This window comes from Paenibacillus pasadenensis DSM 19293 (assembly GCF_000422485.1).
GTDB lineage: Bacteria > Bacillota > Bacilli > Paenibacillales > Paenibacillaceae > Paenibacillus_O > Paenibacillus_O pasadenensis.
Genome location: NZ_KE383854.1, coordinates 133,964 through 156,039, shown reverse-complemented (window position 1 = coordinate 156,039; position 22,076 = coordinate 133,964). Strand labels below are relative to the sequence as shown.

Annotated in this window: 20 protein-coding genes; 5 read left to right on the top strand and 15 right to left on the bottom strand. The window is 66.6% G+C overall.

What is annotated here, in order from left to right; translation table 11 throughout:
• Positions 1-25: 25 nt before the first annotated feature.
• From H582_RS0120975 to H582_RS0120930, 9 genes are all read right to left on the bottom strand, one after another.
• The gene (locus tag H582_RS0120975) at positions 26-1,009 is read right to left on the bottom strand and encodes a ring-cleaving dioxygenase (protein WP_028600106.1); all 984 of its coding nucleotides are present in this window, start codon (positions 1,007-1,009) and stop codon (positions 26-28) included.
• A gap of 18 nt (positions 1,010-1,027) precedes the next feature.
• Positions 1,028-1,651: an alpha/beta hydrolase gene (locus H582_RS0120970; protein WP_028600105.1), complete on the bottom strand. Its 624-nt coding sequence runs from the start codon at positions 1,649-1,651 to the stop codon at positions 1,028-1,030.
• A gap of 8 nt (positions 1,652-1,659) precedes the next feature.
• Positions 1,660-2,610, bottom strand: a complete 951-nt coding sequence (locus H582_RS0120965; RefSeq protein ID WP_028600104.1) for a VOC family protein — start codon at positions 2,608-2,610, stop codon at positions 1,660-1,662.
• A gap of 114 nt (positions 2,611-2,724) precedes the next feature.
• Positions 2,725-3,258 (bottom strand): MarR family winged helix-turn-helix transcriptional regulator, encoded by a 534-nt coding sequence (locus tag H582_RS28810; protein WP_276203381.1) that lies wholly within the window; start codon positions 3,256-3,258, stop codon positions 2,725-2,727.
• A gap of 180 nt (positions 3,259-3,438) precedes the next feature.
• Entirely contained in the window at positions 3,439-4,422 is a 984-nt protein-coding gene (locus H582_RS30435; protein WP_052333500.1) for a C40 family peptidase, read from the bottom strand.
• An 89-nt stretch (positions 4,423-4,511) separates the two neighbouring features.
• Positions 4,512-6,056 (bottom strand): solute symporter family protein, encoded by a 1,545-nt coding sequence (locus H582_RS0120950; protein WP_028600103.1) that lies wholly within the window; start codon positions 6,054-6,056, stop codon positions 4,512-4,514.
• Complete coding sequence (locus tag H582_RS0120945) at positions 6,053-6,391, bottom strand: DUF485 domain-containing protein (protein ID WP_028600102.1); 339 nt, start codon at positions 6,389-6,391, stop codon at positions 6,053-6,055. The genes H582_RS0120950 and H582_RS0120945 overlap by 4 nt, the downstream gene beginning before the upstream one ends.
• 493 nt (positions 6,392-6,884) lie before the next feature.
• Positions 6,885-7,868: a LytR/AlgR family response regulator transcription factor gene (locus tag H582_RS0120935; protein WP_084137490.1), complete on the bottom strand. Its 984-nt coding sequence runs from the start codon at positions 7,866-7,868 to the stop codon at positions 6,885-6,887.
• Entirely contained in the window at positions 7,865-9,790 is a 1,926-nt protein-coding gene (locus tag H582_RS0120930) for a LytS/YhcK type 5TM receptor domain-containing protein (protein ID WP_028600100.1), read from the bottom strand. Before H582_RS0120930 ends, H582_RS0120935 begins: the two co-directional genes overlap by 4 nt.
• A gap of 250 nt (positions 9,791-10,040) precedes the next feature.
• Between H582_RS0120930 and H582_RS0120925 the strand changes: the two genes are divergently transcribed.
• Positions 10,041-10,442: a VOC family protein gene (locus H582_RS0120925; protein WP_028600099.1), complete on the top strand. Its 402-nt coding sequence runs from the start codon at positions 10,041-10,043 to the stop codon at positions 10,440-10,442.
• Positions 10,443-10,538: 96 nt separating this feature from the next.
• Here the strand turns inward: H582_RS0120925 and H582_RS0120920 are convergent, their stop codons facing one another.
• Positions 10,539-11,099, bottom strand: a complete 561-nt coding sequence (locus H582_RS0120920) for a hypothetical protein (RefSeq protein WP_028600098.1) — start codon at positions 11,097-11,099, stop codon at positions 10,539-10,541.
• Between the two features lie 103 nt (positions 11,100-11,202).
• Complete coding sequence (locus H582_RS28800) at positions 11,203-11,592, bottom strand: MmcQ/YjbR family DNA-binding protein (protein WP_043111682.1); 390 nt, start codon at positions 11,590-11,592, stop codon at positions 11,203-11,205.
• 164 nt (positions 11,593-11,756) lie between these two features.
• Here H582_RS28800 and H582_RS28795 point away from each other — a divergent pair, with 164 nt between their 5' ends.
• Entirely contained in the window at positions 11,757-12,713 is a 957-nt protein-coding gene (locus H582_RS28795; RefSeq protein ID WP_052333499.1) for a hypothetical protein, read from the top strand.
• Between the two features lie 698 nt (positions 12,714-13,411).
• Here the strand turns inward: H582_RS28795 and H582_RS32980 are convergent.
• The gene (locus tag H582_RS32980; protein WP_373864123.1) at positions 13,412-16,882 is read right to left on the bottom strand and encodes an OmpL47-type beta-barrel domain-containing protein; all 3,471 of its coding nucleotides are present in this window, start codon (positions 16,880-16,882) and stop codon (positions 13,412-13,414) included.
• A 257-nt stretch (positions 16,883-17,139) separates the two neighbouring features.
• Positions 17,140-17,883, bottom strand: coding sequence for a copper homeostasis protein CutC (locus H582_RS28790; protein ID WP_052333498.1), 744 nt, complete (start codon positions 17,881-17,883; stop codon positions 17,140-17,142).
• Between the two features lie 139 nt (positions 17,884-18,022).
• Between H582_RS28790 and H582_RS0120895 the strand changes: the two genes are divergently transcribed.
• Positions 18,023-18,463 (top strand): VOC family protein, encoded by a 441-nt coding sequence (locus H582_RS0120895; RefSeq protein WP_028600096.1) that lies wholly within the window; start codon positions 18,023-18,025, stop codon positions 18,461-18,463.
• Between the two features lie 145 nt (positions 18,464-18,608).
• On the opposite strand, the gene H582_RS0120890 is transcribed toward H582_RS0120895, so the two are convergent.
• Entirely contained in the window at positions 18,609-18,887 is a 279-nt protein-coding gene (locus H582_RS0120890; protein WP_127464496.1) for a hypothetical protein, read from the bottom strand.
• Positions 18,888-18,971: 84 nt separating this feature from the next.
• On the bottom strand, positions 18,972-19,238 hold the full coding sequence (locus tag H582_RS28785) for a hypothetical protein (RefSeq protein ID WP_043111681.1): 267 nt from the start codon (positions 19,236-19,238) through the stop codon (positions 18,972-18,974).
• Between the two features lie 236 nt (positions 19,239-19,474).
• On the opposite strand from H582_RS28785, the gene H582_RS0120880 reads away from it, so the two are divergent.
• A complete protein-coding gene (locus tag H582_RS0120880) occupies positions 19,475-21,274 on the top strand; it encodes a sensor histidine kinase (RefSeq protein WP_028600094.1) in 1,800 nt (599 codons plus the stop codon).
• On the top strand, positions 21,246-22,025 hold the full coding sequence (locus tag H582_RS0120875) for a LytR/AlgR family response regulator transcription factor (RefSeq protein WP_028600093.1): 780 nt from the start codon (positions 21,246-21,248) through the stop codon (positions 22,023-22,025). Before H582_RS0120880 ends, H582_RS0120875 begins: the two co-directional genes overlap by 29 nt.
• Positions 22,026-22,076 lie beyond the last annotated feature (51 nt).

The window sequence follows — 22,076 nt, the reverse complement described above, 5'->3', positions numbered from 1 at the left end:
ACGCTTCTTTTTCATTCCCGACTCTTCAGCCCTTCGCCGTCGACAGCGGCTTCAGCCTCGCCTCGATCGCCTCGCGCTTCGGCTCGAGGAACGGGGGCAGCGCCAGCGCCTCGCCGAGGCTGTCCAGCGGCTCGTCGGTGTCGAAGCCGGGACCGTCGGTCGCCAGCTCGAACAGGATGCCGTTCGGCTCGCGGAAGTACAGCGACCGGAAGTAATACCGGTCCACATAGCCCGAGTTGCCGAAGCCCGCCTGCCCGATGCGCTCCACCCACTCGCGCAGCGCCTCTTCGTCCTCGACGCGGAACGCGACATGGTGCACGCCGCCGCGGCCGAGCCGCTCGCGGTCGAGGTCGTGGCGCTCCTCGACATGCACCTCGGCGCCGCTGCCGCCCTCGGCGACCTCGACGACGACGATGTCCGGCTGTCCCGGCACGTCGGCCGGGTAGGCGCTTTTGCGGCGGAAGCCCATCAGCTCCGTCAGCACCCGCAGCGTCGGCTCTGCGTCCGCCACCGTGAGCCGCACCGGGCCGAGCCCGAGCACGCCGTGCTCCGGCGGCACCGGGCCGCCTTCCCAGGCGACGCCGGCCGGTACGCCGACGTTGCGCTCGTCGGAGACCAGCCGCATGCGCTGCCCTTCCGGATCGCGAAAGTCGAGCGTCAGCTTCCCGTCGCGCTCCTGCGGCTCGTCATGCTCGACGCCGAGCCGGTCGAAGCGGTCGATCCACCAGCCGATCGAGGCGTCGGTCGGGATGCGCAGCGACGTCGTCGAGATGCTGGAGACGCCGTCCCGGTTGCGCCCCATCATCGGGAGCTCGAAGAAGGTCAGCTCCGTGCCGGGATTGCCTTTTTCATCGCCGTAGAACAGATGGTACATGCTCGTGTCGTCCTGGTTGACCGTCTTCTTGACGAGCCGCATGCCCATGACCTGCGTGTAGAAATCGTAGTTGTTCGCCGCTCGGGCCGTCATGGCCGATACGTGGTGGATCCCTTTAAGTCCGTTTGCCGCCATTGTCGTTGCCTCCTCCGCTCAGTTCTGTCCCGCCTGGCCGAACGTCCGCTTGAACCAGTCCGCCGCCGCCCGGGCTTCCGTGCCCGTCAGCTGGTGGCCGTAGTTTTCCCAATGCACCTCGACCTCGGCGCCCGCTCCGCGCAGCAGCTCCGTCAGCTCCTCCGTCTCATGCGGCGGGCAGATGCGGTCGTTCGCTCCCGCTCCGATGAATACCGGCATGCCGCCGAGCGCCGGCAGCTGCAGGCCGCGCCGTGGCACCATCGGGTGATGCAGCGCCGCGCCGCGGAACGACTCCTGCTCATGGAAGATCAGGCTCGCCGCGATGTTCGCGCCGTTGGAGTAGCCGACGGCGACCATGTTGCTCCGGTCGAGGCCGTATTCGGCCGCCGCCGCGTCCAGGAACGCATGGAGCTCGCCGGTGCGCAGCACGAGATCCTCCTCGTCGAAGACGCCTTCCGCCAGCCGGCGGAAAAAGCGGGGCATGCCGTTCTCGAGCACCTTGCCCCGAACGGACAGCAGCGCCGAATCGGGCGAGATCATCGCGCCGAGGCCGAGCAGATCATGCTCGTTGCCGCCCGTGCCATGCAGCAGCACGAGCGTCGGAGCCGCCGGGTTTTTGCCTTCTTGGTAAACGTGGATCATGTCCAGGCTCATTGTTGTCCCTCCTTCAGCTTGCGGACCTCGATCGGCAGCAAGCCGTCCTCGATCTGCTGGCGATGCGGCTCGTACCAGGACGGCAGCATCAGCTTGGCGCCCATCTCCTCGGCCGGCTCGTCGACCGCGAAGCCGGGAGGATCCGTCGCGATCTCGAACAGGATGCCCCCGCTTTCACGGAAGTACACGGCGTTGAAATACTGGCGGTCGATGACCGGAGTCGGCTGGAAGCCCGCTGCCGCCGCGGCTTTGCGCCACTCCTCATGCTCGTCGAAATCCTTGGCGCGCCAGGCGATGTGGTGGACCGTGCCCGCGCCGCCATTGCCCCAGTCCATGTCTCCGACCGGCACGTCGATGACGTTGCCGAGCTCGCCTTCGCCGCGGAAGCGGGCGTAGCCGTCCTGCTCGCCGTCCGGCGTCAGGCCGAGCGTGCCGACGAGCGTGCGCCGGGTGCCTGCGCTGTCCGTGCTGTAGAGCACGGCGCCGCCGAAGCCCTTGATCGCGCGATCCGCCGGAATGTCCGCGAAGCCCCAAGTATTCAGCGGGCCTTCCTCGCGCTCGACGATTTCCAGCCGCATGCCTTCGCGGTCCGCGAACTGCAGGAACGTCTCGCCGAAGCGCTCGGTCCGCCGCGCCTCGACGCCGAAGCCGGCCAGCCGCTCCTCCCAGTACGGCAGCGCGCCGACCGGGACGCTGAGCGTCGTGATGCCGACCTGGCCGCCGCCGATCCGGCCCTTGCGCGAGCCCGGATGCGGGAAGAACGTCAGGATCGTGCCCGGCGAGCCGCCCTCGTCGCCGAAGTACAGATGGTATACTTCCGGCGCGTCGAAGTTGATCGTCTTTTTGACCATCCGCAGCCCGAGCACGCCGGCATAGAAGTCGACGATGCCCTGCGGGTCGGTCGCGAACGCGGTGATGTGGTGGATGCCTTTCGTCACAGGCTTCATGAATGATGCCTCCCTATTATCTTAAAGTTAAAGTATTAGACCTGAAGCGGCGAATTATGCAATGCGCGCGGCGCGGCGGGCAGGAATGCGCGTCTGCGCCCGCCCCTTCCGCTCCTACCCGGCCTCCGCCCCTTTGCCGAGCTTCTTGAGCAGCTCGGACAACTGCCGCTTCTCCTCCGTGTCGAGCGCGCCGGTCAGCCGGTGGATATGCTCCGCGTGGGAGGGAAAGATCGAATCGAACAGCTGCCGTCCCTCGTCCGTCAGCTCTGCGAACGTCACGCGGCGGTCATCCGGAGACGGGATGCGCCGCAGCAGCCCTTTCTTCTCGAGCTTGTCGATGTTGTAGGTGACGCTGCCGCTCGTGACGAGGATCTTCTCGCCGATCTGCTGCAGCGGGATGCGTCCTTTATTGTAGAGGACCTCCAGCACGGTGAACTCGGAAGGCGACAAGCCGTAGCCCTTCATGTCGCGAATTGCCGGATCCATCACGGAGCGGTACGCCTTGGAGAGGACGACGAACACCTTGAGCGAAAGCTCCCGGTCCGCAGCGGCATCCGCTGAGCCAGGCGCCGCGTCTGCGCCCGTCGCTTCTGGCGCGCCGGTTCCCCCTGTCGTTTCGTTCAGCTCCCGATCCATTTCGTCCTTCATGACGGCATCCCACTTTCGTTTCTTCTTTAATTCAAATATCTTAAATTAAAGATAATAGAAATTGCAGCGGTTGTCACCCTTAGCCGCGGCTGCTCCGCGCAGCGATGCTAATTGGAAAAAGGAGCCGTCCGAGGTCGTCGCGTCGACGCCCGTGGACAGCCCCTCCTTTCAAGGTCCTGCTTAAAGCACCCGCTTCGCGAAAAGGAAGCGGCCTTTCCAATAGTCGTTGAACTCGTCGATGACGACGCCCGGATCGCCGTAGGTGTGGATCATCTTGCCGTTGCCCGCGAAGATGCTGACATGGCCGACGACCTTGTTGCTGTCGAAGCGGCCCGGCGTGTAGAAGAAGAGCAGATCGCCCGGCTGAAGATCGCTTTCGGATACGCTCCTTCCCAGCTGTCCCTGCTCCCTCGACGTGCGCGGCAAGGATACGCCGACCTTCTCGAACACATACTGGGTGAACGACGAGCAGTCGAAGCGCTTCGTGCTCTCGTACGTGCCGCTGCCGAAATCGTACGGCGTGCCGAGGAAGCGGCGCGCGAGCGACAGCAGCTTGTCCGCATCGGCGGCCGACAGCGTGCCATATCTGCCGCCGATCGTCTGCGGCCGCGACGTTTCGCTCATCTGCATCGAGATGCCGCGCTGCGTGCTGCTCTTGGCGCTGTCCTGGATCGGCGTGAACCGGAGCTCGCGCGACTGCGCGTTCCAGCGCACCGGCGTCTCGAGCAGCGCCGTCAGCGATTCCGCCGACACGCTCGACTTGCCGCCGATCGACTGCGGCGCGGACGGCAGCTGCACGACGCGGCCGCCGCTCATCGCGTTGCGGTCGCCAAGCCGCAGCCGATAGGCCGCGTCGGTATCGCCGATCGCGTAGCCGTCGCGCAGCTCGCGCACCTGCATGTTGAGCGCCCGCGCGGCATGCTCGATCGGCAGCCATACTTGGCCATCCGCGCCCGTCGCCATCGGCACGCCGGTGACGCGCGTCTTTCCGACGACGATCGTGCCCGCTTCCAGCTGCTGCGAGACCTGCTGCATCTTCATGCGCGCCTCGTCGTACGGCCGCTCCGCCTGCGTGCCGCAGCTCGCCGCCAGCGCAGCCGACGCCGCCAGCAGCGCCTTCAGCGCCGCCCTTCGCGCGGCTTGCGGCCGCTTTTCCTTTGCCATGTCCAACACTCCCCGGAGTCAATGTAAGCTCTCTCCTAGGGTGGATCGGATGCGGAAAATTATGCGCGCGCTCCCTGCGGCTGCGGCAGTCAGTTCGACGTCGGCAGCTCCGCGATGCCGGTGTTGGCCTTGACGAGCACCTCGTCGAACTTGGCCTCGTCCGTCCGGGACGAGAAGTACGTGCCGAGGAAGGCGCCGAGGAAGCCGAGCGGGATCGAGATGATGCCCGGGTTGGTCAGGTCGATGAGCGGCGTGCCGACGAGGATCGCCTTGCCCGCGACCGGATTCCAGACGTTCGGGCTGATCATGACGAGGAACAGGGCCGAGATAAGGCCGGTCAGCATGCCGGTGACCGCGCCGGCGGTGTTGAACCGCTTCCAGAACACGGTGAACAGGATGACCGGCAGGTTCGCGCTTGCCGCGACGGCGAACGCCAGCGAGACGAGGAAGGCGACGTTCAGCTTCTGCGCGAACAGCGCCAGGAGGATCGAGACGATGGCGACGCCGACGGAGGCGTACTTGGCCATGCGCACCTGCTCCTTCTCCTTGGCCTTGCCTTTGCGCAGGATATGGTTGTAGAAGTCATGCGAGAAGGCCGAGGCGGCTGACAGGACGAGTCCCGCGACGACCGCGAGGATCGTGGCGAAGGCGACAGCGGAGACAAAGGCGAACAGGAACTCGCCTCCGAGCACCTTGGCGAGCAGCGGCGCGGCCATGTTGCCGGCGGCGTTGGCCTCGACGATCGCGGCCTCGCCGACGAAGGCGGCTGCGCCGAAGCCGAGGAACAGCGTCATGACGTAGAAGACGCCGATGATCCAGGTCGCGACGACGACGGACTTGCGCGCGGTCGGCGCGTCCTTGACCGTGAAGAAGCGGATCAGGATATGCGGCAGGCCGGCGGTGCCGAGCACAAGCGCCAGGTTGAGCGAGATCGTGTCGAGCCCGTTCGTGAACTTGTTGCCCGGATTGAGGAACGCCTCACCGAGGCCGGTGGCCGTCTTCATCTCGGTGAACATATGGCCGACGTTGAAGTCGAACTTGGCGAATACGATGAGCGAGATGATGAGCGTGCCGGCCATGAGCAGCACGCACTTGATGATCTGCACCCAGCTCGTCGCCGTCATGCCGCCGAAGACGACGTAGACGGTCATGAGCACGCCCACAATGAGCACGCTCGTCGTATAGTCGAGGCTCGGGATGAGCAGGGCGATCAGGCCGCCCGCGCCGACGAGCTGCGCGATCATGTAGAAGATCGAGATGACGATCGAGTTGAGCGCGGCGACGCCGCGGATCTTCGCCTGGTTGAAGCGCGCGGCGATCATGTCGGCCATTGTGTAGCGGCCGAGGTTGCGCAGCGGCTCGGCGACCAGGTACAGCACGACGAGATAGGCGACGAGGAAGCCGATGCTGTAGAAGAAGCCGTCGAAGCCGAACAGCGCGATCATGCCGGCGATGCCGAGGAACGAGGCCGCGGACATGTAGTCGCCCGCGATCGCGAGCCCGTTCTGCCAGCCGGTCAGTCCGCCTCCGGCGGTGTAGAATTCATTGGCGGTCTTCGTTTTTTTGGAGGCGTAGTAGGTGATGACGAGCGTGCCGAGCACGATCAGCAGGAACAGCAGGAACGCGGTGTTCATGACGTCTTCCGTCCTTTCTTGTCCGGGGCTTGGCCGCGCTCGGCGACCTCGGCCTTGATGGCTTCGACCATCTCATCGAAGCGGGCGGCCCTGCGGGTGTAGATGATGCAGAGCGCCCACGTCATGATGAACTGCGCGCTGGCGAGCAGCCACGCCCAGGAGACGGGACCGACGGCCGGCTCGTTGAGCACGGTCGAGAAGGCGGTCAGGAGCGGGAGCGTGAAGTAGAAGGCCAGGAAGAAAACGCTCATGGGAAGCAGAAACTGTTTCTTCTTGCGAAGCAGCCTGCGGAACGAATCCGAATGGGCTACATCCGTGTACGTCAGTTTGGACACCGGACTTCCTCCTTTATGAAAACGCTTCCCTATAACTATAGCGAGCGTCGGGCGAAGAAGGAACGGGGTCGGCGCGAAACGTCGGAATCGGGGCGCGAACGGTTGGAAATTCAAACTTGACTCGCCAGCGAGCGAACACAGCGTCCTGGCCGCATTAGGGTCAAGAATGATCCTGCAGGGAGGGCCACGCTGTGCGCCAGGCGCGCTCCGCCAGCCCCGCCGCCCATCGCGACGAGCGAGTCGGGCGTTCCCATTCGCCTGCTCCGCCAGCTAATGATACTCACAGCCCTTATTCCTTCCGATTCGCGCCGAATGGAATGCTAACGATACGGACAGGCCTTATTGCTGCCCAAGTCGCTCCCAAAGCCGCTTTTTCGACAAAATAGCGCTCCTCCGTATCGATAGCTCCGAAAAAGCCATCCAAACCGCCAAATAGCGCTTGCTGGTATCGTTAGGGTCAGGCAGGGGGCGCTGCGCCGCCAGACGCATCCGCTCAGCTTCCTTCCAGCAGCCGCAGCATGTCCTTCGCGGCTGCGCGCGAGACCGGAATCCGCTCTCCCTCGGCATGCTTCAGCACCAGATTGTACGCACCGTTGAACCAGGGCTCGATCTCCTTGATATAGTCGAGATGGACGAGATAGCTGCGATGCGGGCGAAAAAATCCGCGGCCGAGCCGTTCCTCCAGCTCCTGCAGCGTCTGCCGGGTGAAATGGTCCGAGCCGTCGGCCATGCGCAGGCGCGTGGACTTGTCCTCCTTGGCGGCGTACAGCAGCAGCGCCGCGTCGAGCACGATCATGCGGCCGCCGTCCTCGACGAGCAGCCGTGCCTTGCGCGGGACGGAGGCGGCTGGATCTATGCCAGCGTGATCGATTCTCGGGACGGCTCCGGCGGCGGGAGAAGCGGCGGCCGAGGCCACCTCGCCCTCTTGCTGATCGGACGGCCGGACCGAGCCCTCCAAAGACGGGGCGGCGGACAAGTCCGCTACGGCCGCCGCCTCGGCGAGCGGGCGATCCGCGCCGCCCTCCGTCTCCGGCAACATGCCACCTGCCGGACCGCCCTCCCGGCTCGCCGGCTCCGTCCCCGCTTCCTTGCGCTGCCGCAGCCGGGCCAGCGCTTCGCGCAGCCGCTCCTCCTCGTACGGCTTGAGCAGGTAGTCGACCGCCTCGACGCCGAACGCCTCCACCGCATAGCGGTCGTAGGCGGTCGTGAACACGATCATCGGCGCGGAGCCCTCCTCCCGCAGCCGCCGAGCCGCCTGCAGGCCGCTGCCCTCCGGCATCTCCACGTCGAGGAACAGCGCGTCCGGCCGCAGGCGGCGGGCCTGCTCCAGCGCCTCGCGCCCGCTGCACGCCTGGCCGACCAGCTCGACGCCGGCCTCCCGCGACAGCAGGTAGACGAGCTCCTCCCGCGCGAGCCGCTCGTCGTCGGCAATGAGCACGGTCAGCGATCGCCCCGTGCCTTTCTCCAAGTCTCTCAATCCGCATCCCTCCTCGCCCGCGGCAGCCGGAACGTCACGCGGCTCCCGCCCTCGGGCAGATTCTCATATACGAGCGCGGCCTCCGCTCCAACGAGCCGGATGAGCCGCTGATTGACGTTGTACACGCCGAGACCGTTGCTCGCCCCCGCCGCGTCCGGCTCTGCGGCCGGAGGCTTCGCGTCCAGCGCGGCGCGGGGCCCGGCTTGCAGCGGCGCCTGCGACGCTGCGCCGAGCGGCGCCTGCGGCACCGCCTCCAGCGTCGCCAGCGGCGCGGCCCCTAGCAGCGGCAGCAGCTCCGCCCGGATGCCGGTGCCGTTGTCCCGCACGGAAATGAGGATCCCTTCCGCATCCGCCTCCGCTTCGACGGCAGCCGCTCCGCCGGCCGGCCGGCTCGCCAGCCCGTGGCGGATGCAGTTCTCCACGAGCGGCTGCAGCGTCGACGGCGGGATGAACGCATCGGGCAGCCCGTCGCCCGAGAGGCCCCGCAGCTCCATCTGGTCGCCGAAGCGCACGCGCAGGATGTCCAGATACGCGCCGAGATGCTCCAGCTCCTGGCTCAGCGGGATGAGCGGCGAGTGCGCCGTGCGCAGGCTCGCCCGCATGAACTGCGCGAGCTGCCGCGTCAGCTGCCGCGCGTCGTCCGGCGCGGTGCGGATGAGCGTGACGATGGAATTAAGCGTGTTGAACAGAAAATGAGGATGGATCTGCGCCTGCAGCGCCCTCAGCTCGGCGTCCTTGGTCAGCACCTCCAGCTCCGCCGCCCGCGACAGCGTCAGCTGCGTCGAGAGCAGGCGGGCGAGGCCCGCCGCGAACTCCTCCTCGATGCGCCGCACCTGCCGGCGGCTGCGGTAGAACAGCTGCAGCGCGCCGACCGGCTGGCCGGCCTGCCGGAACGGGATGAGCACGACGGCGCCCGGCCCCTGCTTGCTCTCCAGCACGCCGCGCCTGGCGAGCGCCGCGGCCCGCTGCCGCAGCCTTCCCCCTGCCGGATGCGGCGGCTCGTCCGCCGTCCGCGTCGGCTCGGCGACGAGCACCCGGTCCTCTTGCAGCGCGCGTCGGCACGGCGCCGAGGCGAGCGGATGCTCGGGCCGGAACCGCTCCGCGCCGGGACCGCAATGCGCCAGCACGGCGGCCGTGTCCGCCACGGCGACCGCGTCGACTCCGAGCGCGCCCGCGAGCTCGCGGGCCGCGGCGGCCGCCCGGTCGGGCGTGAGCTGGCCTTCCAGATGCGGCAGCACCGTGCCGGCGACCGCGAGCGCCCGCTGCGTCTCCGCCGCCCCGGCGCGCTCCTGCTCGCCAAGCGCGACCTGGATCATCGCGACGAACAAGGCGATGCCGAGGCTGCTGGAGATGACCATCGGCATGCCGATCTCGTTGACGAGGCGGATCGACTCCGGCGACGCGGTCGTGGCGATGAGGATGACGCCCATTTGCAGGATCGGGGCGAACACGCCGATAAAAAACGCCTTGATCGGCGCGATGATCCGCTCTTCATAGAAGAAGCGGGCGACCAGTCCGGCGAGCAGCCCGATGATCGGCGTCGAGATGAGGTAGGCGTCTGCGGCCATGCCGTCGAGCGAGGCGGCGTACGCGCCGGCGATGAGGCCCGCTCCGGCCCCGACGCTCGCTCCGCCGAGCAGCCCCCCAAGCACGACGCCGATCAGCGCCGAGTGCGCCAGCAGCTGATCCGGCCGCGCCTCGCGGATCCAGAAGGCGGCGTCCATGCCGCCCGGTCCCGCCAGCACGCCCGCATGCGTGCCGGCGATGCCGATGAGGCCGAACATGACGGCGTGCAGCAGCCCCGTCCGCAGTGTGACGGCGCGGTCGAGCAGCATGCGGAACAGCGGCAGCCGGGTCATGATGAACATCAGGATGAGCAGCATGCCCATCCGTTCGATGAGCGCGCGCGTGTAGGCTTCCATCGCGTCCGTCCTTTCGGTTCTTTTCATATGGTAGCGCATACATGGTTGAAAATGGACAATCGCTTGCCTGTATTGTACCCGATCCGGCGCTCCGCCGGAATGAGGCTCCGCGCACAAAGAGTCTCGAGCCGGACGAGCGGCCGAACGGACGCCTTCCGTCAGGATGGCGATCCGGAAGAAATCCGCCTCCCCTGGTTCGGTTATGCTTAGACGTGAAAGCACACTCCCCTTCGAAAGGTTGGAATCCTCCATGGCCAAGCTTACTCCGTACCTCATGTCCGTCAACGCCCGTCAGCAGGCGGAATTTTATATCGAAGCGCTCGGCGGCGAAATTCTGAACGTCATGACGCATGACCAGATGCCCGGCGCCGGACCGGACGCCTCGGACAAGGTGCTCCACATGACGATCGTCGCCGGCGGCGTGACGTTTTTCCTATGTGACGGCATCCTGACGCCGCAGCCGGGCAGCCATACGTTCCTGTCGCTGGAGTTCACGGACGACGCGGATGCGCGCAGCGCCTTTGACCGCTTGTCGCAGGACGGCCAAATCTACCATCCGCTCGAGCAGGCGTTCTGGGGCACGCTGTTCGGCCAGCTGACGGACCGCTTCGGCGTAAACTGGATGATTACGACGGAGCAGCAGACCCGGTAGCCGGAGCTTCGCCGTTTCGTCGGAAAATCAAAAAAGGGCTGTCCCCGGTCAACCTCGTTGACCTTCGAGGACAGCCTTTTTGGGCCGTTCAGCCGGTCAAGCCCGGCTCAGCTCGTAGAATACGCCGTCCAGAATCATCAGCAGCGTCGAGTCGTCCTTGATGAAGAACATGCCGCTCGGTCCCGCGAAATCTTTGATCTCGACTGTCTGCGCCGACTCTCCTTCGATGCCGAGGTCGCTCAGCTGCATCCGGTAATCCTGAGCGAACTGCTCGGCGGTCAAGGACTTCTCCTCGTACACGGGATTCGCCGTCTCGGCGTCGCCGAAGCGGGCCGATTCCTTGGAGAAGGACGCCTCCTGGCCGATCAGGGATTCATCCGGTCCGGCGGATACGGGCGTGCTGGCCACGTCGCCGGTCACCTTCCACTCGCCGAAATAGCGGACGGCTCCGGCCTCGGCCCCGCTGCCGGCATTGTCCGCGCCGCCGGTCTCGGCGGGCGGCGCCGCCCCCGACGGCTGCACGCTCGCCGACGCTTGCGGCGATGGAGCCGCGGCCGTCGGGGACGGGCTCGGCTCGTTCTTCGCATTGGAGCAGGCAGCGAGCGCGATCGAGGCTCCGAGCAGCAGCACGGCCGCTTTTCTCGTTTTCATGGTCATGGGATTGCTCCTCCCTCGTTGTCGGTGAAATAGCAAAAAAGCCTGCCTGAGCAGCAAGCTCCTTTCCCTTCCCTTTCCCTTCCCTTACCCGTTCCGCTTCCACCTAATCGCCGCGATCCGGAAACGCCCGCTTCAAGCTGGCCGCCAGCTCGGCTCGAACCGCCTTGGGCAAGCCCGCCACGACGAGCAGATAGCTCTCCTGGAGCATGCCCTCCACGACGTCGTCCGGCACGGCGCCGCCGAGCACGACGGTGTTCCAGTGCCGCTTGTTCATGTGATAGCCCGGCAGCACCGCGTCCGGGTACGTCTCCCGCTGCAGCCACGCCTCGTCCGGACTGACCTTGAGATTGACGCTCTCGACCCCTCCGGTGGAGCCGAGCAGGGCGAACATCTTGTCCTTCACGAACAGCACCGGCATATGCGGGTCGAACGGGGTTTTCACGCTCGCGCCGGGGTAGCCGAGGCCGATCCGCAGAAGCTTTTCGTGGTTCATCGTTTACCTCCCGAATGGTTGATCCTGCTACTGGTTATCGCACTTAATCGCTTGCCGGTCAAGGGATGCGCGGCCCGTGTCCGTGATTGCCCTGCAACCTTCTCGTGTAAGAACCGTCTGAGAGAGCAACCGCAGCATCCCATCCAACACAGGAGGAGATCATCATGAAAAAGAGGTTGAAAACGACAGCCGCATCGCTGCTCGTCCTGTCGCTGACGGCTGGCGGAGCCGGCTCCGCCTTCGCGCTGCAGGGCCAGCCGGCCCCGGCGCCGGGCCATGCGGCCATTACGGCCGTGACTGAAGCGTCCTCGTCCCAGCAGCACTACCGGGAGTACATCTCGATCCTCGCCTCCGGCAATCTCGCCCGAGCCGTCAACTACCTGAACAACCATCTGTCCAAGGTCGACAGCTGGACCGCCTCGATGATGGCGCTGCGCCTGGAGAACGCCCAAAACGCCGCGCTCGGCAAGCTGCAGCATCGCTATGAGCAGAGCGGCGTGCAAAAGGCGATCGACGACGCCTGGAGGGCGGGCGGCAGCGGCACGTATACATCGCTGCTGAAGCATGCGAAGGGCGAGAGCGTCCGCAAGCTGCTGGCCGATTCTCGCGATCAGGGCTATGCCGTCGCGACGGCGGAGGGCATGTTTTTCCCGGTGATCAACTACCCGCTGTACGAGAACTGGAAAAGCCGCGTCACCGCCGACATCCAGCTGTACGTCAAGCTGATGGCCGACGAGGTGCGCAAGCCGACGCTGCGCGACGCCGGTCTCGTCATCGGCTGGGGCGAGCTGCTGCAGCGCGATCTCGACGCGGAGAGGTTCCTGCTGCAGTACAGGAGCTCGAACCGCTACAAGGCGGTGAGCGAGCGCTACGAGCAGCTCAAGACGCATCTGTTCTACGGCAGCAACAATACGCCGCTGTTCGACTACGATACCAAGAAGATCGACGCCGAGGCGCTGGCCGCCTACAAGAAGGCCGTCGCCGACGCCGCCAGCTCCAGCAGCTTCACTCCGATGCTGATGAAGGTCAAAAACTTCCTGACGGTCGTCGAGCGCAATGACGGAAACTACACCGACGACGTGAAGAAATGGCTGAGCGTCCAGGCGCCGACCGGCGCTTGATGGAGCGAGGACAGCCCGAACTGAATCGGGCGGCGCGGCGCGGGCGGCCTCGTTTGGCGGCTGCAGCCCGATTAAATCGGGTTGCATAGCTCGCGCGGCCTCGTTCAGCGGCTGCAGCCCGATTAAATCGGGTTGCATAGCTCGCGCGGCCTCGTTCAGCGGCTGCAGCCCGATCAATTCGGGTTGCGCGGCGCCGCCCACTTGTGCCTCCTTCCAGATTCAAGAAACTAAAAAAAGCAAAAACCGGCTGCGACAGCCGGTTTTTGCTTTTTTTAAGGAGCAAGAACTCTTAGGGCTGCCCCGGCGCCGGCTGCTGGCGCGTCCTAACGCCATTTTTGCCGTTTAGGAGCTCGCTTTCTTCGTTGCGGCGCGTCCTAACGCCATTTTTGCCGTTAAGGAGCTCGCTTCCTTCGCTGTGGCGCTTCCTAACGCCATTTTTGCCGTTAAGGAGCCCGCTTCCTTCGCTGTGGCGCTCTGCTGGGATACCGATGCGCATTTCAACCCGAGGTCATGCTTCCCGCAAGGCCGCGCCTCACAGGGTTCGCCCCTTCCGCTCATTAAGATCCGCTTCTCTCGGAATCCGCCTATCAGGATCCGCCCTCTAGGATCTGCTTCGCTCAGAGCTCGCTCCTCTCAGGCTTCGCTCCCCGCGGAGAAGACCCACAAGCGCTGCGCGTCTCCACGCTTCAGCTTCAGCGTCAGCGGCTGACGACGACCTGGATCGTGTCGCTCGACGTGACGCCGGCGGCGTTGACGAGCTCGACGCGATAGCTGTAGACGCCGGGCGCACGGCCAGCAAGGTCCGTGAACGCGGCTTGCGCGCTCGGCGTCGACGCGCTCAGCGCCTGGACGTCGATGAGCGTGCCGTTTTCGTACAGCCGGTACTCCGTCGCGTTCGTGCCCCACCACAGGTTGGCCGAGATGCGGTAGCTGCCGTCTCCGTCCCAGTTGTTGTGCGACACGGACGGCTTGCCCGGATTGGCGTCGGTCACGGCGACGCGGAGCTGCGCGCTTTTCGTGACGCCATGCGGATTGATCAGCTCGGCCGTGTAGACGTAGACGCCGTTTTTCTTGCCGCTGAACTCGGTGCGGACCGATTGGGCGGCCGGCGTGCGGTCCGCCAGCACCTCGGCGCGGACGAGCATCCCGTTTTCATAGAGTCGGAAAATGGAGCCGTTCTCGCCCCACCACAAATTCATCGTCACGGCATACTGGCCGTCCCGCAGCCCGTTCTTGTGGCCGCTGTCGTCGCTCAGCACCGGCACGCCCGGAGCTCCGGACGCGCCGCCCGCTTGCGCCCGCACCTGGAATGCCGTCGTCTGCTCCGCGACGTTGCCCGCAAGATCGGTCACGACATAACGGATCGTGTGGCTGCCGAGTCCAAGATCGGCCGCGAGCCGCGAGCTGCCGCTCTCGATCGGCAGTCCGTCCAGCAGCAGCTCGCTCGCCGCGATGCCGGAGATCGCGTCGGAGGCGGCGAGCTCGAAGCGCAGCTCGTCCGTAAAGCCAGCGTCCGTCACCGGAGCGCCGGACTGCGTCAGCTGGACGGTCGGCACGGTGCGGTCGAGGCGCACGACGGCGGTTTTGACCGCCTCGCGGTTGCCAGCCGCATCGACGGAGTAGTAACGGATCGTCGTCTCGCCCTCGCTTTCGACGGACGCCGGTCCCGCATAGCGGATCGGCTCCCCGCCGTTCAGCGTGTAGAAGGTCGCCAGCTCGCCGGCCCGGTCATCCGTCGCAGCCAGGGAGAATTCGACCGGCTCGCGATGCCAGCCTGCCGCATTGGGCTCGCTGGAGAGCGTCAGCACGGTCGTAGGCGCGATGCGGTCTGCCGGGGCGGCGATATCCTCCAGTCCGCGCGGCTTGAGCTGATAGGTTCCCTTGAAGATCGAGGCGATGCCCTGCAGCACGACGCGGTCGCCGTTGCCGTAGCCGAACTCGCTCCGGCTCAGGCCAGTGCGGACGTCGACGCGGATACGGGTCTTGGTGCCGGCATCGGTCGTCGCATCGAACTCGAACGATCCGCTCGGAGCCGCATCGGCGAGATTCGAGATGACCGCCTCGCCGATCGAGACGAGCATGCCTTGATTGGCGTCCGAGACGCCGGCGGCATCGGCGGCCGCCGGCGGCGCTCCGCCGCCGACGACGCTGAGCGCGCTCAGGTCGGTCAGCTCCAGCTCGGTGTTGTAGACGGCGAGCCGGCCGGTCAGCGTCACGCGGTCGCCGGCCTTGACGCCGGGCGCGCTTTGGAAGACGTAGATGCCGCCGCTCTCGTCCTGCAGGTAGAACGACTCGCCGCCGCCGTAGATGCCCGGCTCATGCAGCGCCGTCCCGGTCAGCGTCACGGTCGTGCCGGCAGGCAGCGCCCGCGCCGCGGCAATCGACAGCGCCGGCGTCGGGCTTGGGCTGACGCTCGGCGTCGCGCCCGGGCTGGCCGTCGGCGTTGCCGTCGGCTCCGGCGTCGCGCTCGGCGTCGGCGTCGCCGTTGGCGTCGCGCTCGGGCTGGCCGGCGGCGTTGCTGTCGGCGTCGGCGTCGGCAGCGGCTCCGCCGGCACGTCGCCCAGCGTCGCCGGGGAGGTCTTGAGGTTCGTGCCGTTCAGCCGCAGCCGCATGTTGGCCGCGCCGCTGGAGCCGGGCTTCAGCCGCACGGTCAGCTCCTTGGACGCATAGCCCGCGCTGTCCGCCTGCAGGCTGAACGCCGCGCTGTACGCATAAGCGCTCGGCCAGCTGCCGTCGGCATTCTGCACCTGGGCGATCTGCGTGCCGTTCGCTGTCGTGTACACGCCGAAGCTGTACCCGGACACCGTCTGTCCCGGCGTCAGGCCGCTCGCCGTGATGCGCAGCGGGAACTCGGCGCCGGAGTTCGGCAGCACGGCCTGCGCCTCGAAGCCGTAGCCGACCGTGCCCGGAGCCGGCGTCGGCGAGCTTGTCGGCGTCGGGGTGCCGCTCGGCGACGCCGTCGGCGAAGCGCTCGGGCTTGGCGTCGAGCCGCCGACATAGCCGTAGGAGCCGGCCTTGAACGTCGCCGGGTCGTACCATTTGTAGCCGGCGCTCGGCGCGGCCCAAGGCTCGGCCTGCGGCTCGGTCGACGCGGCCGGATTCTCCATCGCGAGCAGCAGCGTCGGCGAGTCGAGCTGCAGCCCGTCCACCTGGGCGAAGCTCGTGTAGCTTTCGTCCACGGACAGCCAGTCGATCAGGTTGACGAGCAGCCGGCCGTCGTCCTGCTCCTTGAAGCCGTCATACGTCGTCTTGCGCGCGCCCGTCTCCTCCCGCAGGTACTTCGGCGTCGCGTCCTCGACCGGCGAGGAGTCGCCGATGAACGCCGCCTTGCCCGCGCCCTTCTTGGAAACGGCGACGTACGGGCCTTCCTCGACGCCGCCGCCGTTGTAGACGCCCTGGTCGACGGCGCTGCCCCATTTCTGGTTCGTCTTCGGCACGTAGACGATGCCCTTGGCCTTGGCCGGGTCGACGATCGCGAGCGTGGAGCCGGCATGCATCGCGACCGCTCCCACGCCCTGCGTGATGCCGAAGGACTGCGCCGGAGGCACGATGACGTTCGCGTTCAGGTCGCCGAGCGCATTGTAGCGGAAGCGGATGCCGAACTGCTCGGCCAGCCAGTCGGAGCTGACGACGCCCTGCATCGCGGCGGACGCGGCTTCCTCGGCGCTCATCCCTTTGGCCGGATTGCTCCACGCCCCGCGGCGGTAGCCGTTGTACACCTCGCTGCCGTCCCAGCGGTTCTTGTTGCGGTCGGCGTTGTAGTGGTCCCCGATGAAAAAGACGCTGCCGCCCCCGTCCACGTACGCGGCCAGCGCCGCCTGCTCGCTCGCCTTCAGCGGCACTTGCGCCTCCGCCGTCACGAACACGTCGTACGGCTGCAGGTCCGCCAGCGCGATCGGGCCGGACTTGCGCAGCTCCTGCACATCGTAGCCGTTCTGCGCGAGCGCGTTGCCGAAGTCCGAGAAGCCGCCGTCGATGACCCAATCGGCCGCTCCGGCCGTATTGCCGTGCGCGTTGTCGAACAGGATCTTCTTGCCGGCATTGTGGTTGACGACCTTGGCCTTGATGAACGGCGCCGGGTCGGCGGGTCCTTCGGCATGGGCGACGCTGCCTCCCCAGGCGAGCGGCGCCGCAGGCAGCGCGACGGCTGCCGCGAGCAGCGCGCTCATCCATCTTTTGCCCCAGCTGCGGGACGGGTGCTTGTCCTTCATCCGGATCCTCCTCCGAGATCTGCTGCGAATCAGCCGCCTTCCCGGCGGACTGTGGCCCTATCGTAGCATGCACATCGGTTCTCGAGGGTTGAAAATTTGTAAAAAAAAGAAGATCAGGAAATTCGTCCTGATCTTCCAGTCACGCTTCGACAGCGGCGGGGAAGGGCTTTTCGCCCTTCCTTTTCCGCGCGCGCACGATCTCTGCCGCGGCCGCGTCAGCTTCGGAGCGGCGGCTGGCCGCCGCTCCCGCCTGCGGCTGCCCTCTCCGCCTCCAGCCGGCCGAGAATGTCCCGCAGCTCGCGCACCCGCTCCGGCAAAACCTGCCGCAGCGGATGCCCGTCGACGCGGACGGACGATCCCGCATGCACCTCCCGGATGCCCGTCTCGCGGACGAGCTCCGCCAATCCGACGGCCCGGATGCCGCTGCCGGCGAGAATCTCGATGCCCGTGCCCGCCGCGGCCTGCACGAGCCGGCGCAGCTCCGGCGCCGCCTCCGGCGCGGTCCGGCGGCCGCCCGACGTCAGGATGCGGTCGATCTGCGGGTAGCGGGCGAGCGCCGCCAGCGCTTCCTCCAGGTCGCGCGCCTCGTCGAACGCGCGATGGAACGTCACGCTCAGATGCTCGGCTTCCCCGAGCAGCAGCTCCAGCGCCGCCGCGTCGACGGTCCGCTCGGCCGTCAGCGCGCCGAGCACGATGCCCGCCGCGCGCGTGCGCCGGATGGCGCGGATGTCCGCGCGCATCACCGCAAGCTCTTCCCGGTCGTAGCGGAAGCTCAGGCTATGCGGCCGGATCATGACGTTCACCGGGATCGACGCCCGCTCCGCCACCGCCTCGGCCAGCCCGATGCTCGGCGTCAGCCCGCCTTCGAGCATGCCGCTGACGAGCTCGATCCGGTCCGCTCCGCCGCGCTCGGCGGCCAGCGCGTCCTCCGGCCTCGTCGCGATGATTTCCAGCTTCATTTTGCGCATCTCCCTTTTCGCGACTCGTCGCTTTTCGTCTTTTTTTGCCCATCATGGCGATCCAGAAGAAACGGCCCCTCGGCGGAAGGGCTACAATAGGCTCATCCCCGAATCCGCCTGATTAAAGGAGAGATCGAACATGGCTTACGCGCCGAAAATGACCTTCATCAACCTGCCCGTGCAGGACATGGAGCGCTCCACAGCATTCTACCGCTCGCTTGGACTGGAGTTCAACGAGCAGATGACGAACGACGAGGGCGCCTGCGTCATCCTCAACGAGAACACGTTCCTCATGCTGCTGATCCACCCGTTCTACAAAAAGTTCATCCGCAAGGACATCGCCGACGCGCGCACGAGCGAGCTCATCCTCGCCCTCTCCGCCGACAGCCGCGAGCAGGTAGACGAGCTGATCGGCAAGGCGCTCTCTGCCGGCGCGGCCGAGGCGGCCGATCCGCAGGACATGGGATTCATGTACTCCCGCAGCATCGAGGACCTCGACGGCCATCTGATCGAGATCATGTTCTACGATCCTGCCGCGGCCGCAGCCGCCTATGCGGAAGGCCAAGAACAGCAAGCCTAACCAAGGCTTGCCGTGCTCGCTCCCCTCCCGGGCTCGTCTTCATCCCCTATTTTAGCGATTTTTCGGCAGCCAGCGCAGATAGACTTGATTCCATATCAAAAAAAGGACGAAGCCGAGCAGGAGCCCGGCCTTCGTCCTTTTTGGCTTATTGCGTCGTCCGCTCGTCCAGCACCGGACGGTAGGCGTCGATGACGATCTTGGCCGCCGATTCGGCGCCAAGCTTCATCGACTCGTCCAGCGCCTGGGCGATCTCCATCTGCAGCCGCGCCACCTTGCTGACGCGCTGGGCTTCCAGCAGCTCCAGCAGCTCGGGCAGCGCCTCCTCCGCCGTTGCCGGCTCCGGCTCCCTGCCGGGGCGCTTGAGCAGCAGCAGCTTGCCGTCGGTCATGAGCAGGCTTCCGTCCAACAATCGGTATTCGTTCATCTTCACCGACCTCCGCTTCGGATTTCCTATTCCCTTCTTTTACCCATATGGGCAAGAAATTAGCAGCATCGGAGAAAATAACGCTCAGAACGGCAGCAATTCCAACGCCAGCGCGACGGATTCGTGAAGGACCGACCCGAGGAAAACCAGCACATGGGCCGCGATCAGCAGGCGCAGCGGCCGATTCAGCCAAGCCGGAAGATGCCGCAGCGAGCGGCTTATGCGGAAGCCGGTGACAATATGGCCGTGGCGGATGACGTCATTGAACGGCTCGCGGTCCTTCAGCTCCTCGGGCATGGACGGCGGCACGGTAAGATGGAGCGACTTGTCCTCAAACGGATTGTAAGCCATGGAAATGCCTCCTTTGCAAAGTCGGACGGCGTATCGGCCAGGCGGAAGTCGGCGGCCGGCCGCCGCAAAAGCTGCGGCAAGCCGGCGCGGATGTCATGCAATTTCTGGTCTGATTCCATTTTAATGGAAGATGACTTGAAACTCCAGCTTTCTCGCCCGAGGGGTCCCGCCGCAGGCTGGGCTTTTTAGGGTATAATCAGTCGCAGAACCCGATCCATAAAAGCGAGGGAATGCCCGTGGTCCATCTGCTGCCGCTCATGCTGGAGCGCGTCGGCCTGCTGCTCATCATCGTCTTCCTGCTCTCGCGCATGAAGTCGTTCCGCCAGATCATCCGCCACGAGCATCGGCTCAAGGACAAGCTGCTGCTCATCGCCATCTTCGGCGTGTTCGGCATCGTCAGCAACTATACCGGCATCAAGATCAGCGGCGGCCTCGTCGCCACCGAGCCGTGGCAGACCGCCGTCGACGCGGACAGCGCGATCGCCAATACGCGCGTGCTCGGCGTCGCGCTCGGCGGCCTGCTCGGGGGGCCGCTCGTCGGCCTCGGCGCCGGCCTCGTCGCCGGCCTGCACCGGATGTCGCTCGGCGGCTTCACCGCTTATGCCTGCGGCTTCTCCACGATCTTCGCCGGCATCGTCACCGGCCTGCTCGGGCCGCGGCTGCGGCGCGCCGGCAAGCGCATGACCGGCTGGGCCGTCGTCATCGGCATCGTCATGGAGTGCATTCAGATGGGACTGATCCTGCTGTTCGCGCGGCCTCTCGATACGGCGCTGCAGCTCGTCGAGGTGATCGCGCTGCCGATGATCGTCATCAACGGCTTCGGCACGCTGCTGTTCATGCTGTTCATCCAGTCGATCCTGCAGGAGGGCGAGCGCACGAGCGCGCTGCAGACGTACAAGGCGCTGCATATCGCCGACCTGACGCTGCCGTATTTCCGCCAGGGGCTGAACGTCCGCTCCTCGCGCGAGGTCGCCGCCATCATGCTGCGCGAGACGACGGCCGACGCGATCTCCATCACCGACCGCGAGACGGTGCTCGCCCACGCCGGCGCCGCCTCCGACCATCACATCCCGCTGCAGAGCCTGTCGACGCAGCTCACCCGCAACGTGCTGGAGCACGGGACGCTGCTCAAGGCCAAGACGCGCGAGGCGATCGCCTGCGAGCATGAGGGCTGCCCGCTGCGGGCCGCGATCGTGCTGCCGCTGCGCGTGCACGGCCAGACGGCCGGCACGCTCAAGCTGTATTTCACCGATCCGCTGCAGATGGACCTCGTCGAGCAGGAGCTGGCCGAAGGGCTCAGCCGCCTGTTCTCGACCCAGCTGGAGCTCGCGGAGGCCGAGCGGCTCAGCCGCCTGCTCAAGGACGCGGAGGTCAAGGCGCTGCAGGCGCAGGTGCATCCGCATTTCCTGTTCAACGCGATCAATACGATCTCCGCGCTCGTCCGCACCGAGCCCGAGACGGCGCGCAAGCTGCTGCTGCAGCTCGGCGTCTTTTTCCGCAGCAACCTGCAGGGCGCGCGGCAGATGCTCATCCCGCTGCGCAGCGAGCTGGAGCATGTCGAGGCGTATCTGACGCTGGAAAAGGCCCGCTTCCCCGGCCGCTACGACGTGCGGCTGGACATCGATCCGGAGCTCGAAACCGTGCTCGTGCCGCCGTTCACGCTGCAGCCGCTCGTGGAGAACGCCGTCCGCCATGCCTTCGGCCCGGCGCTGAAGGGGAAGCGCCCGTTCCGCGTGTCCGTCCGCGCCGTCCGAGACGGCGAGCGGATGCGGCTGGAGACGCAGGACAACGGCGTCGGCATCGCGCCGGAGCGGCTCTCGTCGATCGGCAGCGAGCCGGTCGAATCGGCAGCGGGCACCGGCACGGCGCTTCATAATATCCGCACCCGCATCGAGGAAATCTATCAGGGAGAGGCGTCGTTCGAGATCATCAGCCGCCCCGGCGAGGGCACGACCGTCGTGCTGGCCGTGCCGGTCCGCTCCCAGGCGCAGACAGGAGGAGAGCCCTATGTTGAAAGTCTATCTCGTCGAGGATGAGCCGCTCGCGCGCGACGAGCTGGCCTATCTGCTCCGGCGGACGCGGAAGGTCGACATCGTCGGCGAGGCCGAGACGGCGGAGGAGGCGCTGCGCGGCATCGCCGACTCCGCGCCCGACGTCGTCTTCCTCGACATCCAGCTGTCGGAGGCGAGCGGACTCGACGTCGCCCGCCGGCTGCAGCGGCTGGAGCGGCCGCCCGCGATCGTGTTCGCGACCGCTTATGACGAGCATGCGCTCCAGGCGTTCGACCTGGACGCGGCCGACTACATCCTCAAGCCGTACGACGAGGAGCGCATCCGCCAGACGATCGACAAGCTGTCGCGGCGGCTCGAAGCGGCTTCGCAGCCGGGCGGCGGCAGCGCAGCCGGCGGCGGAGCGGCGCATGCCTCGGCAGCTCCGGGAGCTTCGGCGCCGAGCCGCACCGGCAAGCTCGCCGTCGCCGTCGACGAGCGCATCATGCTGCTGCCGGTCGGCGACATCCTTTACCTCGCCTCCGAGGAGGGCAAGACGCGCATCGCGCTCGCGGACGGCAAAGCCTACGTCAGCGCCGAGCCGCTCGTCGCGTTCGAGCAGAAGCTGCAGGGCACGCCGATCGCGCGCGTGCATCGGGCGTTCCTCGTCCATGTGGACGCGATCGCGGAAATCCAGCCGTGGTTCCACTCCACCTGCACGCTCATCCTGCGCTCCGGCGACAAAGTCCCGGTCAGCCGCACCCATCTCAAGGAGCTGAAGCAGCGGCTCGGGTGGTAGGCGGGGCGCGGAGCGGCAGGCGGAGCGGCAGGCGGAGCGGCAGGCGCAGGG

Coding starts and splice junctions, on each gene's coding strand:
- H582_RS28795 (WP_052333499.1), top strand. CDS start 11,757: ATGAAAAAGAGGTTGAAAACGACAGCCGCATCGCTGCTCGTCCTGTCG.
- H582_RS0120975 (WP_028600106.1), bottom strand. CDS start 1,009: ATGGCGGCAAACGGACTTAAAGGGATCCACCACGTATCGGCCATGACG.
- H582_RS28785 (WP_043111681.1), bottom strand. CDS start 19,238: ATGGCTTACAATCCGTTTGAGGACAAGTCGCTCCATCTTACCGTGCCG.
- H582_RS0120890 (WP_127464496.1), bottom strand. CDS start 18,887: ATGAACGAATACCGATTGTTGGACGGAAGCCTGCTCATGACCGACGGC.
- H582_RS32980 (WP_373864123.1), bottom strand. CDS start 16,882: ATGAGCGCGCTGCTCGCGGCAGCCGTCGCGCTGCCTGCGGCGCCGCTC.
- H582_RS0120970 (WP_028600105.1), bottom strand. CDS start 1,651: ATGATCCACGTTTACCAAGAAGGCAAAAACCCGGCGGCTCCGACGCTC.
- H582_RS0120930 (WP_028600100.1), bottom strand. CDS start 9,790: ATGGAAGCCTACACGCGCGCGCTCATCGAACGGATGGGCATGCTGCTC.
- H582_RS30435 (WP_052333500.1), bottom strand. CDS start 4,422: ATGGCAAAGGAAAAGCGGCCGCAAGCCGCGCGAAGGGCGGCGCTGAAG.
- H582_RS28810 (WP_276203381.1), bottom strand. CDS start 3,258: ATGAAGGACGAAATGGATCGGGAGCTGAACGAAACGACAGGGGGAACC.
- H582_RS28790 (WP_052333498.1), bottom strand. CDS start 17,883: ATGAAGCTGGAAATCATCGCGACGAGGCCGGAGGACGCGCTGGCCGCC.
- H582_RS0120925 (WP_028600099.1), top strand. CDS start 10,041: ATGGCCAAGCTTACTCCGTACCTCATGTCCGTCAACGCCCGTCAGCAG.
- H582_RS0120895 (WP_028600096.1), top strand. CDS start 18,023: ATGGCTTACGCGCCGAAAATGACCTTCATCAACCTGCCCGTGCAGGAC.
- H582_RS0120875 (WP_028600093.1), top strand. CDS start 21,246: ATGTTGAAAGTCTATCTCGTCGAGGATGAGCCGCTCGCGCGCGACGAG.
- H582_RS0120920 (WP_028600098.1), bottom strand. CDS start 11,099: ATGACCATGAAAACGAGAAAAGCGGCCGTGCTGCTGCTCGGAGCCTCG.
- H582_RS0120950 (WP_028600103.1), bottom strand. CDS start 6,056: ATGAACACCGCGTTCCTGCTGTTCCTGCTGATCGTGCTCGGCACGCTC.
- H582_RS28800 (WP_043111682.1), bottom strand. CDS start 11,592: ATGAACCACGAAAAGCTTCTGCGGATCGGCCTCGGCTACCCCGGCGCG.
- H582_RS0120965 (WP_028600104.1), bottom strand. CDS start 2,610: ATGAAGCCTGTGACGAAAGGCATCCACCACATCACCGCGTTCGCGACC.